We start from the raw sequence: 12306 nt of genomic DNA on the forward strand, positions 1-12306 counted from the left end.
TCACACATCGCCGTGGCAGGCATGTGAGATGAAACGCGTTGAATAGCGACCGCGAGCCCCCTGTCAGGCTCCCGCCCTACATCGGGGAGCGCTCGGGGCGATCGGACTTACCCGGTTCGACTGCCGGTCTGGAAATCGGCGATCTGTTTCCACATCGCGATCGGGTTGGAGTACATGGGGAAGTGGCCGCAGGCCGGAATTGGCGCCAAACGTACGCCTTGGGCCTCGATGTGCGAAAGGTAGGACAGTGAAGTGTTCTGCTCGCCGTACATGAACATTCGCGGGCACTTCAAGCCGAGAAACCTGCTCATCAGGTCGGCGTTATCGGAAAGGTCGACCATCGACCGGAATATCCCCCGCACTGCCCCGGCACGCACCTTGTGCCTGAGGCTCGCCGAATAGAGTGCGCTGGCGTATGTCGGGGCCTGCCGGGCACGCTCGATGAAAGCCGTGAAAAACTTCTCTGGATCATCGCTTGGATAATCGTCGATCTGCCGGCTGAGAAAGCAATCTTCCGGAGCAATATTACCCTCTATATCGACGAAGCTGATTACCCGCTCCGGGAACTGATGGGCCAGCATCAGTGCGGTCAGTCCGCCCATGGAGTGGCCGACCAGGTGGAAGCGCTCGATACCGAAATGCTCCAGCATCTGTAATGCGGTCTGCAGCAGAAAAGGAATCGAAATACTGGAAAGGTCGCTGCACTGGCTCTCCCCGCAGCCCGGTGCGTCGTAGGCGAGGAAGGGGTGCCCGGCGAACTCTGCGTGCTGCACGATGTCGGCGTAGTCCTCTTTGGTGGAACCAAAACCATGCAGGAACACAATCGGCGTCAGGTTGCCATTTCGATGAATGGCGGCGACGTTCAGCTGGACTCCCTCAACGGTCAAAGGGAGCTGCGTATGAGTGAACGTTTCGGATGCGGTCACGAAAATGACTCCTTGGACGATAGGACTGCCGCCGAAACAGGTCATCGGCGACAGGCCCAATTTCAGCCGGTTCGAGTCTTATGTAAATTCCTAATTGTGGAACGTTTCCATACGCCAAACCTATCGTTGATTGCCCACTCGCAGCCCTTGCTCGCCTCAGGCCTTTTTCCGCAGTCGGGCAATGACTTCTGCTATGAGCGGATTGGGCCGATCCGCATTCCAGGCCACCGCCGTTGTCACCACGTTAAGCTTCTGACTCAATGATCGAAATACCACGTTATCCGGTGCCATTTTTTTCAAGGATGCCGGTACCAGGGCGATGCCCTGCCCATAGCTGACAAAGGCAATTTGCGAAGCGACCGAACGCACTTCATGCAGCACCCGCGGGGAAAACCCGCTGGCTCGGCAGGTTGCGATCAAGTAGTCGAAATACACCGGACTGACCTTTCGCGAAAACATCACCAAAGGTTCGTTGGCCAGGCTGGACAAACTGATACGCGTTCGCGCCGCCAATGGGTGGTCACTGGGTAACGCCACTACCAGACGATCCTCCAGCAACGGCAGTGACTGGATCGAGGCGCCCAGATCACCGTCCAGACGGGCGAAGGCCAGGTCGATATCACCGGCTTCCAGCGCCGGAACGGCCTCTACACTATCGATTTCCCGCACGGATACGGTCAGGTGCGGGTAATCGTCTTTCATCTGTTCGATCAGACCAGGCAGTACGTCAAACATGGCCGTGGAGATGGCACCGATGGTCAACATCCCCGACTGCCCCGCCACCGCCTCCTCCACCGCCAGTTCCAGGCGCTCGAGTTGCTCGGCGAATTTACGCACCGCCGGCAGGATCGCCGCCCCCACGGGGGTCAGTTTCGCCCCGCGTCGCGAGCGCTCGAACAGTTGGACCTTGAGTGCCTGCTCCAGCACCTGAATCTGCTCGCTCAGGGGAGGCTGAGACATGCCAAGCCGCTTGGCCGCACGGCCGAAATTCTGCTCTTCGGCGACGGCCAGGAACAGCCAGAGGTGACGGATCAGACGGAAATTGATCATGATTATTCCATAGGTTTAGCGTATCTAACGCTTCTGTGATTAGTAATATACCTATCAAATCGCCTCGTCGACACTGGCCGCCTCCGTCACCGCAGGGGCTACCCCATGAACAAAAAGAGTTTGCTGGATCGCTTGGCAGCGCTGGATACCAACACGGTATCCGACGCCCTCGACTTCCTCGGCCTGGCTGGTGCCACCGTGGGACTACGCCCGCTTTGGAACTGCCCGAAGATCGTCGGTCGCGCCAGTACCGTGTTGCTGGCGCCAAAAACCGACAGTGTGCCCACCGTGCATCTGATCACCCCGGTAGTGGAGCAGATTGACAGCGACGATCGCGTGCTGGTCATTGCCGGCGGTATCGAGGGCATTTCCTGCTGGGGCGACATTCTCGCCAACGCCGCGGCCGGCAAACAGGTGCGCGGCACGGTCATCGACGGCTTCAGTCGCGATATCGATGGCAGCGAGTCGATTGGCTACCCGGTATATGGCCGTGGCGTCACCATGATCAGCGCGCGCAATCGGGTGGTGCAGATCGATGCCGCCGTGACGATCAATGTGGCGGGCGTCGACGTCAGCGAAGGCGACTATGTCATCGCCGATAACTGCGGAACGGTGTTCGTGCCCCAGGCTTACATCGAGAAGGTAGTCGATCTTGGCGAGCGCATTACTCGTCGCCAGGACGGCATGGTGGAAGCTGTTCGCAGCGGCCGCTCAGTGGCCGAAGTGATGCATGACACCCAGTTCGAAGCTATCCAGGTGGAGCGTTCCTGATGAATCTTGAAGACCAAGCACTTGTCGCCCTGTTTGAGGGCCTGGACACCCCTGGCGTCTCCGATGCCCTGGACAAACTCGGCCTGCCCGGCCAATGCCTGGGCGTGGCACCGCTGGACAATTACAGCAAGGTCATCGTCGGACCTGCCTTCACCGTGCAGTACGTTTCGGCCAGCGTGCCTCCCGGTACTGTGGGCGATTTCATCGAAGACGTGCTCCCCGGTGACGTCGTGGTGATCGACAACGGTGGCCGCACCGACTGCACGGTATGGGGCGACATCATGACCCAGTACGCCGGCAGCCGGCAGATCGCGGCCACCGTCATCGATGGTGTTTGCCGAGACGTGAACAAGGCTCTGGGCGACGGCTATCCGATCTTCAGCAAGGGCCGCTTCATGCGCACCGGCAAGGACCGCGTGCAGGTTCAGTCGGTCAATCAACCCGTGTCTGTCGGCACGGCTCGCGTCTGCGCCCGCGACATCGTGGTGGCCGACGCCAATGGCGTGGTGATTGTGCCTCGCGCCCGTGCGGCTGAAGTGGCGGCATGCGCCCGCCAGATCGAGTCGGTCGAAGCCGACATTCGTGCACTGATCGCTCAAGGCAAAACCCTTAAAGAAGCCCGGGCCGCACTGGGTTACCACAGCCTGCAGAGGAAAGACTGATGACCACGCTCCCCCTCCCCCTGAATTTCCACGAACGAGCAAAAATCCTGGGCAGCTCGACGCTGTATGAAGCGTCCCATCTGCCCTGTGCGGTCGACAGCGCGATCCGTCCCGTCTGGGACGGTGCCTTCATCGCCGCGCCGGCCTACCCACTGGAGTGCTCGCCGGGTGACAACCTGTCGTTGCACCTGGCAATGGAACGCGCGCCTCGCGGCAGCGTTCTGGTGGTGGGTACGGGAAGTTTCATCGCCGGTTACTGGGGTGAAGTGCTGACCGTGGCAGCCGAAGCGGCAGGCGTGGTCGGCCTGGTCATTGATGGGGGCGTTCGTGATATCGCGGCGCTGAAGAAGCGCCAGTTTCCAGTATTCGCGCGCGGCATCTCGGTCAAAGGCACCGTCAAGGTCAGCGCGCCCTCCGTGGGCCAGCCATTCAATTTCAATGGCGTAGGCGTGGCGGTCGGTGACCTGGTCGTAGCCGACGATGATGGCGTGATCATCATTCCCAAGTCGGATGCCGCACGTACCCTCGCTGAAGGCGAAGCTCGCGCGAACAAGGAAGCGCTGATGATGCAAGCATTGACCGAAGGTCGCTCGACCCTGGAACTGATGAACCTTACCGAATGGAGAACCCGCGCATGAGCGCTGATATCCAACGTCTGAACCAACGCCTGGCCTGTGCGCAACCTTCCGCGACCTATCGGATAATCGATAGAGTGGCTGAGCGCCGGGCGCAAGGTGCGACGATCATTTCGCTATGCGCCGGCGAGCCAGATTTCGATACGCCCGAACATGTACGTGAAGCGGCCATTCACGCCATCGAACACGGCCACACCCGCTACACCCAGGTCGCCGGTGTACGTTCACTGCGAGAAGCGGTGGCCGCCAAGTTCCGTCGTGAGAACGGCCTGGACGTTACCTGGCAAGACACCCTTGTCTGCAACGGTGGCAAGCAGGTGATCTACAACGCCCTGGCCGCGACCCTCAATGAGGGTGACGAAGTCATCGTGCCAGCGCCGTACTGGGTCAGTTATCCGGAGATGGTGCAACTGTGTGGTGGTGAAACCAGAATCGTCACTTGCGATGCCGATACCGGATTCAAGCTGACGCCCGCGGCACTGACCGCGGCGATCACACCGCAGACCCGCTGGCTGATCCTCAACTCGCCGTCCAACCCGACGGGCGCAGTGTACAGCCGGGATGAGCTTCAAGCCTTGGCGCAGGTGTTGTTGGCACACCCTCACGTGTTGATTCTGGCCGATGACATCTACGAACACCTGATCTTCGACGATCAAGTATTCCATACCCTCGCCCAGGTTGAACCACGGCTCGCCACGCGAACCCTGACCATGAACGGTGTTTCCAAGGCCTATGCCATGACCGGCTGGCGTATCGGTTTTGCCACCGGGCCACGCTGGCTACTGGAGGCCATGGAAAAACTGCAAGGTCAGCAAACCTCAGGTGCAAGCTCGATCTCGCAGCAGGCCGCACTCGCCGCACTGGAGGGCCCCAAGGACTTCATCCGCGAAAGCCGTGCCGCTTTTCAGGGGCGTCGCGATTTGATGGTGGAGATTTTGAACGCCACACCTGGTCTTGAATGCGTCAGCCCAGCCGGGGCGTTTTACGCGTTCGCCTCCTGCGCGGGGCTGATCGGTCGAACCTCAGCGGGCGGTCGAGCGCTGCACACGGATGAAGACGTCGCCCACGCATTGCTTGACGAAGCGAATGTGGCGGTGGTGCATGGCAGCGCGTTTGGCCTCGGCCCCTACATTCGCATTGCCTATGCCCTGGATGATGCTTCATTGCTCAAGGCCTGCGAGGCCATCCGCGCGTTCTGTAGCGCCCTGCGTTAACCCAAGTGTATTTGAACGAACCCGGCCATCGCCGGGTTTCGTTTTTCTCGGCACGGGTCAGACAGTCAGCGGTTTCTCCCCCACGCCACCCGTAGCCTCCAGCGCGGCGGCGTCTCGCTCGGCCTCATCCTCACTCACCAACTCGCCTTCCCATTTGGCCACCACAGCCGTGGCGATGGAGTTGCCCACCGCGTTGGTGGCCGAGCGGCCCATATCGAGGAAGGTGTCGATCCCCAGAATCAGCAGCAAACCGGCTTCGGGGATATCGAACTGGGTCAGCGTCGCGGCAATCACCACCAACGAAGCCCGGGGCACGCCGGCCATGCCTTTGGAGGTCAGCATCAACGTCAACAACATGGTGATCTGCGTGCCGATGGACATCTCGATGCCATAAGCCTGAGCGATGAACAGTACGGCAAACGTGCAGTACATCATCGAGCCGTCAAGATTGAAGGAATACCCCATGGGCATGACGAAACTCGAGATTCGGCGCTTGACCCCAAAACGATCCAGCGCATGAAGAATCTTCGGGTAAGCCGACTCGGAGCTGGCTGTAGCGAAAGACAGAAGGAAAGCCTCTCTGATCAGCACCACCAGTTTGAACACCCGACGCCCCAGAAACATCCAGCCGGCAAACACCAGCATCACCCAGAGCACCATCAGCCCGAGATAGAAGTCGCGCATGAACACGGCGAACTTGACCAGAATGGACAGGCCGTTAATTGAAACGGTCGCGGCCATGGCCGCCATCACCGCCAGCGGAGCAAGCTTCATCACATAACCGGTAACCTTCAACATCGCGTGGGACAGGTCTTCGATGACATTCACCAGGCCCTCGGCTTTCTTGCCCAGGGAGGCCAGCGCAACGCCGAAGAATATCGAGAACACCACGATTTGAAGAATTTCGTTGGTGGCCATGGCCTCCGCGAAAGATTTGGGCACCAGATGTGTCATGAAATCCTTGAGGGTGAACACCGACGTTTGCAGGTTGGTCGCACTGGTCACCTCTGGTAATGGCAATCCCAGGTTATGCCCGGGTTGCAACAGGTTGGCCATGACCAGCCCCACCGACAGCGAGATCAACGAGGCCGTCAAAAACCAGCCCAGTGCCTTGCCGAACACCCGGCCGACAGCGCTGGCATCCCCCATGTGTGCGATGCCCACCACCAGGGTCGAGAACACCAGAGGGCCAATGAGCATTTTGATCAGGCGTAGAAAAATGTCAGAGACGATCGAGATGTAACCGGCGACTCTGGTCGCCGCCGCTTTGTCCGGGAAGTTCAGGAAAATCATGTAGCCGATAAGGATCCCCAATAGCATGGCGATCAGAATGCCTGCCGCGGCCGGTAGCCTGTTTTTCATTAGGTGTGCCCCCTACTTATTGTTGTAGTTGCGTCGGTTACGCGCTGTAACCACGTAGCCGAAAACTACCCTAGCCCCACCCCGTCAATAAGAGCGGATCACGCTCTAGCTGATATGCCCAAATGCTATGGCCAGGCGCCCAGGCTCAGCACCTTTGCCCTTCCCATACTTTGTGGTTATCGCCGCTCGCCACTGCGCCATGCATTCACCGTCCAGCGATATAAAACGGGCATATCTCAAAGACAAAAACGGTAGTCGTCGTTCTCCTTCAGCACTCCCAGAATGTGTGAAAACACAAAAGCAGCACTGCTTGGGAGATGGGCATGTCAACAGAAGCTGAACAAACCGTGGGACAGGATTGGCAGGAGGATGTATTCCGCGTGCTCAAGGCCCACGACGTCAAACACGTGGTCTTCGTACCGGATGCAGGTCACTCGGCGGCCATCCGCATGTCGTATGCCGACCCGGACATCAAGGCCGTTGTCCTCACCACCGAAGAAGAAGGCATCGGCTACCTCGCCGGCGCCTGGCTCGGCGGTGAGCGTGGCGCCCTCTTGATGCAGTCCAGTGGTGTCGGCAACTGCATCAACACCCTGGCACTTCAGGTATGTGCCGGTTTCCCGCTGTTGATGGTGGTCACCATGCGCGGCGACTGGGCCGAATTCAACGCGTGGCAGAACCCGATGGGCCAGGCCACCGAAGCCTCCCTGAACCTGATGAAGGTCATGACCTGGCGCGCAGATGTCCCGGAAGACGTCGCCCCGCTGCTGCACGGTGCCGCGACCATGGCCTTCAACGGTGATTCCGCCACTGCCCTGCTGCTCGGTCAGCGCCTGATTGGAGAAAAGAAATGGGTCAAGTAAGCGCAAACCACACCCTGTGCCGCCGCGAAGTGGTCAAGGCCTTGCTGGCCGACCGCAAAGATGTGCTGGTCGTGACCGGTCTGGGCTCAGCGTCTTATGACGTCATGGCAGCCGGTGACCATGATCTGAATTATTACCTCTGGGCTGCCATGGGCAGCGCAATAACGGTCGGCCTGGGCCTGGCGAATGCCCAGCCGGACAAGTCGGTCGTGGTGGTCACCGGTGACGGTGAGCTGCTCATGGGCTTCGGCGCACTGGCCACCGTCGCGCTGCAGAAACCCGCCAACCTGACCATCGCCGTGCTGGATAACGGTCACTTTGGCGAAACCGGCATGCAAGTCAGCCACGCGGGTTTTGGTATATCCCTGGACCAGGTCGCGCAGACCTGCGGCTTCAGCTGGACCGATGAAATCCGCGACATGGAAGGCGTACATGACCTGCGCGAGCGCTTCGTCACCCGCGACGGCGTCAAGCTGGCGACGATCAAGATCAAAGCGGAAAACCCGCCACGGGTGCTGCCGCCGCGCGATGGTCACTACATCAAGAATCGCTTTCGTGCCGCCTTGGGTTTCAACCCGATCTGATTGCTCTTTGCCCGGACCCGATCACGCAGGGCAACGGCCGTGCGTGACGTGTCGAGGAGAATAATAATGACCGACCGCAACGCTGAAGAACTCAATGCCATCCGCGAGGGCGTACGCGCTCTTTGCGCAGAATTCGATGCCGCTTACTGGCGCAAAATCGATGAAGAAAAAGGCTTCCCGGAAACCTTCGTCAAGGCCCTGACCGACGCCGGTTGGCTGGCGGCAATGATCCCGGCTGAATACGGCGGCTCCGGCCTTGGGCTCGCCGAGGCCTCGGTGATCCTCGAAGAAGTGAACCGCTGCGGCGGTAATTCCGGGACCGTTCACGGGCAGATGTACAACATGTTCACCCTGCTGCGTCACGGCAGCGAGGCGCAGAAAAGCTACTACCTGCCGAAACTGGCCAACGGTGAATTGCGTCTGCAATCGATGGGCGTGACCGAGCCCACCACCGGCACCGACACCACCAAGATCAAGACCACCGCGATCAAACGCGGCGACAAGTACGTGATCAACGGGCAGAAGGTGTGGATCTCGCGAATCCAGCATTCCGACCTGATGATCCTGCTGGCGCGCACTACGCCCTTGGCCGAGGTGAAGAAAAAGTCCGAAGGCATGTCGATCTTTCTGGTCGACCTGCGCGAGGCCATCGGCAACGGCATGACCGTGCAGCCGATCGCCAACATGGTCAATCACGAAACCAACGAACTGTTCTTCGACAACCTGGAAATCCCCGCTGACAGCCTGATCGGCGAGGAAGGCAAAGGCTTCCGGTACATCCTCGACGGGCTGAATGCCGAACGCACTCTTATCGCTGCCGAATGCATTGGCGACGGTCGCTGGTTTATCGAAAAGGCCAGTGCTTATGCCCGAGACCGTGTGGTGTTCGGGCGCCCTATCGGGCAGAACCAGGGTGTGCAGTTCCCCATCGCCGAAGCCCACATCGAAATCGAAGCGGCTGACCTGATGCGCTGGCGTGCCTGCGAAGAATACGACAGCGGCATCAACGCCGGGGCCAGCGCCAACATGGCCAAGTACCTGGCAGCGAAAGCGTCCTGGGAAGCGGCTAACGCCTGCTTGCAGACCCACGGTGGATTCGGCTTTGCCTGCGAATACGACGTCGAACGCAAATTCCGCGAAACCCGTCTGTATCAGGTAGCGCCCATCTCTACCAACCTGATCTTGTCCTACGTTGCCGAACACCTGCTCGAGCTGCCGCGCTCTTTCTGATAACAAGAGAGATAAAAATCATGAGCCAGCCCAAAAGCATCCGTCCGCTCGATGGCCTTACCGTCGTCAGCCTTGAGCATGCCATTGCCGCGCCCTTCTGTACCCGACAACTGGCCGATCTCGGGGCAAGGGTGATCAAGGTCGAACGTCCAGGCACAGGCGATTTCGCCCGGGGCTACGATCAACGCGTCAACGGTCTGGCCTCGCACTTTGTCTGGACCAATCGTTCAAAAGAAAGCCTGACCCTCGACCTGAAGCAGGATTGTGCCGCCGACGTGCTGGACAGTTTGCTGGCCACCGCCGATGTGCTCGTGCAGAACCTGGCGCCCGGTGCGGCCGCGCGAATGGGGCTGTCATTCGAGGTGCTGCACCAGCGTTTTCCGCGCCTGATCGTCTGCGACATTTCAGGCTATGGCGCCGGTGGCCCCTACGAGAAGAAGAAAGCCTACGATCTGCTGATCCAGAGTGAAGGCGGATTCCTGTCGGTCACCGGCGGCCAGGGCGAGGAAGAAATGGCCAAGGCCGGTTGTTCAATTGCCGATATCGCGGCCGGCATGTACGCCTACACCGGCATCCTGTCTGCGCTGTTGTTGCGTGAACGCACCGGTGAAGGCAGCCACCTCGACGTTTCGATGCTCGAAAGCCTGGTCGAGTGGATGAACTACCCAATGTACTACGCCTATGACGGAGCTCCTCCGCCCCCTCGCGCCGGCGCTGCACACGCCACCATTTACCCCTACGGTCCCTTCCCTGTCGGTGACGGCACCACGGTGATGCTGGGTTTGCAGAACGAGCGTGAATGGCAGTTGTTTTGCGAGAAGGTGCTGCTTGCGCCCGGGTTGGCCAAAGACCCGCGTTTCTCGGCCAACTTCAAACGTGTCGAAAACCGCAATGTGCTACGGGAATTGATCGTTGAATCGTTCTCCACGCTCAACTTCGATGCGGTGATCGATCGCCTGGACCAGGCGCAAATCGCTAACGCCCGAGTGAACGATATGCAAGGTGTCTGGGACCATCCGCAACTTCAGGCGCGTGATCGCTGGCGAGCAGTCGAAACCTCTGCTGGCCCCGTTCCGAGCCTGGTCCCGCCCGGCAGTAACAGTGCGTTCGAACCTCGCATGGATGCCGTGCCAGGACTTGGCCAACACACCGAACAAGTGCTCAAGGAGCTGGGACTGGGGGCAGAGCGCATTGAACAAATGCGTGCCACCGGTGCCATCTGACGGCAACGATCAAAGTTTTTCGAGAGAACACTGCCCAATGAAGATCCTGGTAGCTGTGAAACGAGTGGTCGATTACAACGTGAAAGTTCGCGTGAAAGCCGACAACTCTGGCGTCGACCTCGCCAACGTCAAGATGTCGATGAACCCGTTCTGCGAAATCGCCGTGGAAGAAGCCGTGCGCCTGAAAGAACTCTCTGTACAAGAAGGGCGCGTTGCGACTGAAATCGTCGTTGTCTCCGTCGGCCCGCCCACCGCTCAAGAGCAACTGCGCACTGCGCTGGCTCTGGGTGCCGACCGCGCCATCCTCGTCGAGTCCGCCGAAGACCTGACTTCCCTGGCTGTTGCCAAACTGTTGAAAGCTGTTGTCGACAAGGAGCAGCCTCAGCTGGTGATCCTTGGCAAACAGGCCATCGACAGCGACAACAACCAGACTGGCCAGATGCTCGCTGCATTGAGCGGCTACGGTCAGGGCACGTTCGCTTCGAAAGTCGAAATCAGCGGCGACAGCGTAGCTGTGACCCGTGAAATCGACGGCGGCGCGCAGACAGTTTCCCTGAAACTGCCGGCGATCGTCACCACCGACCTGCGTTTGAACGAGCCGCGCTACGCGTCTCTGCCAAACATCATGAAAGCCAAGAAGAAGCCTCTCGACGTAGTGACTGCGGATGCTTTGGGCGTTTCCACCGCCTCCACCAACAAGATTTTGAAAGTCGAAGCGCCGGCTGCACGCAGCGCGGGTATCAAAGTCAAGTCGGTGGCTGAACTGGTTGAAAAACTCAAGAACGAAGCAAAGGTGATCTGAATGGCTATCCTGGTTATTGCTGACTTTTCAACCGACCAGCAGGACAACAAAGTGCTGGCCCCGGCCACGCTGAACACCGTTGCTGCTGCCGCCAAAATCCATGGCGACATCCACGTTCTGGTGGCCGGCCAGGGTGTTGGTACCGTGGCTGAAGCCGCTGCGAAAGTCGCTGGCGTGGCTAAAGTGCTGGTGGCCGATAACGCCGCCTACGCGCATCAACTGCCGGAAAACATCGCTCCTCTGGTTGCTGCTCTCGTTCAAGAAGCAGGGGCTGCGGGCTACAGCCACATCCTGGCTGCCGCCACTTCCAACGGCAAAAACATCCTGCCGCGCGTTGCCGCTGCCCTGGACGTTGACCAGATCTCCGAGATCATCTCGGTAGAAAGCGCCGGCACCTTCAAGCGTCCGATCTATGCCGGTAACGCCATCGCTACCGTTCAGTCGAACGCGGCGGTCAAGGTGATCACCGTGCGTGCCACCGGTTTCGACCCGGTTGCAGCTGAAGGTGGCTCCGCTGCCGTTGAAGCTGTTGGCGCTGCCCATGACGCTGGCATCGCAAGCTTCGTTGGCGAAGAACTGGCCAAGTCCGATCGTCCGGAACTGACCGCTGCCAAGATCGTCGTTTCCGGCGGTCGCGGCATGCAGAATGGCGACAACTTCAAACACCTGTACGCCCTGGCCGACAAGCTGGGCGCTGCCGTCGGTGCATCGCGCGCCGCGGTCGACGCAGGTTTTGTTCCGAACGACATGCAGGTCGGTCAGACCGGCAAGATCGTTGCTCCACAGCTGTACATCGCCGTCGGTATCTCCGGCGCGATCCAGCACCTGGCCGGCATGAAAGACTCCAAAGTGATCGTTGCGATCAACAAGGACGAAGAAGCGCCGATCTTCCAGGTGGCCGATTACGGCCTGGTGGCGGACTTGTTTGAAGCGATTCCAGAAATGGCCGCCCTGGCCTGATTGCCGACTGACAGGAGCGATAAA

13 protein-coding genes are annotated in these 12306 nt (G+C 59.6%); 10 read left to right on the top strand and 3 right to left on the bottom strand.

Annotated elements, in window-relative coordinates; genetic code table 11:
• Positions 1-107: 107 nt before the first annotated feature.
• Positions 108-926: an alpha/beta fold hydrolase gene (locus ABIE16_RS11425; protein WP_429521185.1), complete on the bottom strand. Its 819-nt coding sequence runs from the start codon at positions 924-926 to the stop codon at positions 108-110.
• A 156-nt stretch (positions 927-1082) separates the two neighbouring features.
• The gene (locus ABIE16_RS11430) at positions 1083-1976 is read right to left on the bottom strand and encodes a LysR family transcriptional regulator (RefSeq protein WP_154860549.1); all 894 of its coding nucleotides are present in this window, start codon (positions 1974-1976) and stop codon (positions 1083-1085) included.
• Between the two features lie 105 nt (positions 1977-2081).
• Between ABIE16_RS11430 and ABIE16_RS11435 the strand changes: the two genes are divergently transcribed.
• From ABIE16_RS11435 to ABIE16_RS11450, 4 genes are read left to right on the top strand one after another with little or no spacing between them, the layout of a single operon-like run.
• Positions 2082-2747: an RraA family protein gene (locus ABIE16_RS11435; protein WP_429521186.1), complete on the top strand. Its 666-nt coding sequence runs from the start codon at positions 2082-2084 to the stop codon at positions 2745-2747.
• A complete protein-coding gene (locus ABIE16_RS11440; protein ID WP_429521187.1) occupies positions 2747-3409 on the top strand; it encodes an RraA family protein in 663 nt (220 codons plus the stop codon). Before ABIE16_RS11435 ends, ABIE16_RS11440 begins: the two co-directional genes overlap by 1 nt.
• Entirely contained in the window at positions 3409-4047 is a 639-nt protein-coding gene (locus ABIE16_RS11445) for an RraA family protein (RefSeq protein ID WP_429521188.1), read from the top strand. The genes ABIE16_RS11440 and ABIE16_RS11445 overlap by 1 nt, the downstream gene beginning before the upstream one ends.
• Entirely contained in the window at positions 4044-5258 is a 1215-nt protein-coding gene (locus tag ABIE16_RS11450; protein ID WP_429521189.1) for a pyridoxal phosphate-dependent aminotransferase, read from the top strand. The genes ABIE16_RS11445 and ABIE16_RS11450 overlap by 4 nt, the downstream gene beginning before the upstream one ends.
• Positions 5259-5315: 57 nt before the next feature.
• Here ABIE16_RS11450 and ABIE16_RS11455 read toward each other — a convergent pair whose 3' ends face one another.
• Entirely contained in the window at positions 5316-6620 is a 1305-nt protein-coding gene (locus ABIE16_RS11455; protein WP_429521190.1) for a dicarboxylate/amino acid:cation symporter, read from the bottom strand.
• A 323-nt stretch (positions 6621-6943) separates the two neighbouring features.
• On the opposite strand from ABIE16_RS11455, the gene ABIE16_RS11460 reads away from it, so the two are divergent.
• From ABIE16_RS11460 to ABIE16_RS11485, 6 genes are all read left to right on the top strand, one after another.
• Positions 6944-7483, top strand: coding sequence for a thiamine pyrophosphate-binding protein (locus tag ABIE16_RS11460; protein ID WP_007896342.1), 540 nt, complete (start codon positions 6944-6946; stop codon positions 7481-7483).
• Positions 7471-8067 carry a thiamine pyrophosphate-dependent enzyme gene (locus tag ABIE16_RS11465; RefSeq protein WP_429521191.1) on the top strand — a complete coding sequence of 199 codons (597 nt, stop codon included), beginning with the start codon at positions 7471-7473 and terminating at the stop codon, positions 8065-8067. Before ABIE16_RS11460 ends, ABIE16_RS11465 begins: the two co-directional genes overlap by 13 nt.
• A gap of 66 nt (positions 8068-8133) precedes the next feature.
• Entirely contained in the window at positions 8134-9297 is a 1164-nt protein-coding gene (locus ABIE16_RS11470; RefSeq protein WP_340317115.1) for an acyl-CoA dehydrogenase family protein, read from the top strand.
• Between the two features lie 20 nt (positions 9298-9317).
• A complete protein-coding gene (locus tag ABIE16_RS11475; RefSeq protein WP_191626084.1) occupies positions 9318-10520 on the top strand; it encodes a CaiB/BaiF CoA transferase family protein in 1203 nt (400 codons plus the stop codon).
• 37 nt (positions 10521-10557) lie between these two features.
• Positions 10558-11322 (top strand): electron transfer flavoprotein subunit beta/FixA family protein, encoded by a 765-nt coding sequence (locus tag ABIE16_RS11480; RefSeq protein WP_429521192.1) that lies wholly within the window; start codon positions 10558-10560, stop codon positions 11320-11322.
• Positions 11323-12282 carry an electron transfer flavoprotein subunit alpha/FixB family protein gene (locus ABIE16_RS11485; protein ID WP_429521193.1) on the top strand — a complete coding sequence of 320 codons (960 nt, stop codon included), beginning with the start codon at positions 11323-11325 and terminating at the stop codon, positions 12280-12282.
• The last annotated feature ends 24 nt before the right edge of the window (positions 12283-12306 follow it).

This window comes from Pseudomonas sp. 2725, from assembly GCF_050434585.1.
Taxonomy (GTDB): domain Bacteria; phylum Pseudomonadota; class Gammaproteobacteria; order Pseudomonadales; family Pseudomonadaceae; genus Aquipseudomonas; species Aquipseudomonas jessenii.

Bases quoted from the DNA above. Each gene is read 5' to 3' on its own strand.
- ABIE16_RS11435 (WP_429521186.1), top strand. From the start codon at position 2,082: ATGAACAAAAAGAGTTTGCTGGATCGCTTGGCAGCGCTGGATACCAAC.
- ABIE16_RS11480 (WP_429521192.1), top strand. From the start codon at position 10,558: ATGAAGATCCTGGTAGCTGTGAAACGAGTGGTCGATTACAACGTGAAA.
- ABIE16_RS11450 (WP_429521189.1), top strand. From the start codon at position 4,044: ATGAGCGCTGATATCCAACGTCTGAACCAACGCCTGGCCTGTGCGCAA.
- ABIE16_RS11430 (WP_154860549.1), bottom strand. From the start codon at position 1,976: ATGATCAATTTCCGTCTGATCCGTCACCTCTGGCTGTTCCTGGCCGTC.
- ABIE16_RS11475 (WP_191626084.1), top strand. From the start codon at position 9,318: ATGAGCCAGCCCAAAAGCATCCGTCCGCTCGATGGCCTTACCGTCGTC.
- ABIE16_RS11440 (WP_429521187.1), top strand. From the start codon at position 2,747: ATGAATCTTGAAGACCAAGCACTTGTCGCCCTGTTTGAGGGCCTGGAC.
- ABIE16_RS11460 (WP_007896342.1), top strand. From the start codon at position 6,944: ATGTCAACAGAAGCTGAACAAACCGTGGGACAGGATTGGCAGGAGGAT.
- ABIE16_RS11465 (WP_429521191.1), top strand. From the start codon at position 7,471: ATGGGTCAAGTAAGCGCAAACCACACCCTGTGCCGCCGCGAAGTGGTC.
- ABIE16_RS11470 (WP_340317115.1), top strand. From the start codon at position 8,134: ATGACCGACCGCAACGCTGAAGAACTCAATGCCATCCGCGAGGGCGTA.
- ABIE16_RS11445 (WP_429521188.1), top strand. From the start codon at position 3,409: ATGACCACGCTCCCCCTCCCCCTGAATTTCCACGAACGAGCAAAAATC.
- ABIE16_RS11455 (WP_429521190.1), bottom strand. From the start codon at position 6,620: ATGAAAAACAGGCTACCGGCCGCGGCAGGCATTCTGATCGCCATGCTA.
- ABIE16_RS11485 (WP_429521193.1), top strand. From the start codon at position 11,323: ATGGCTATCCTGGTTATTGCTGACTTTTCAACCGACCAGCAGGACAAC.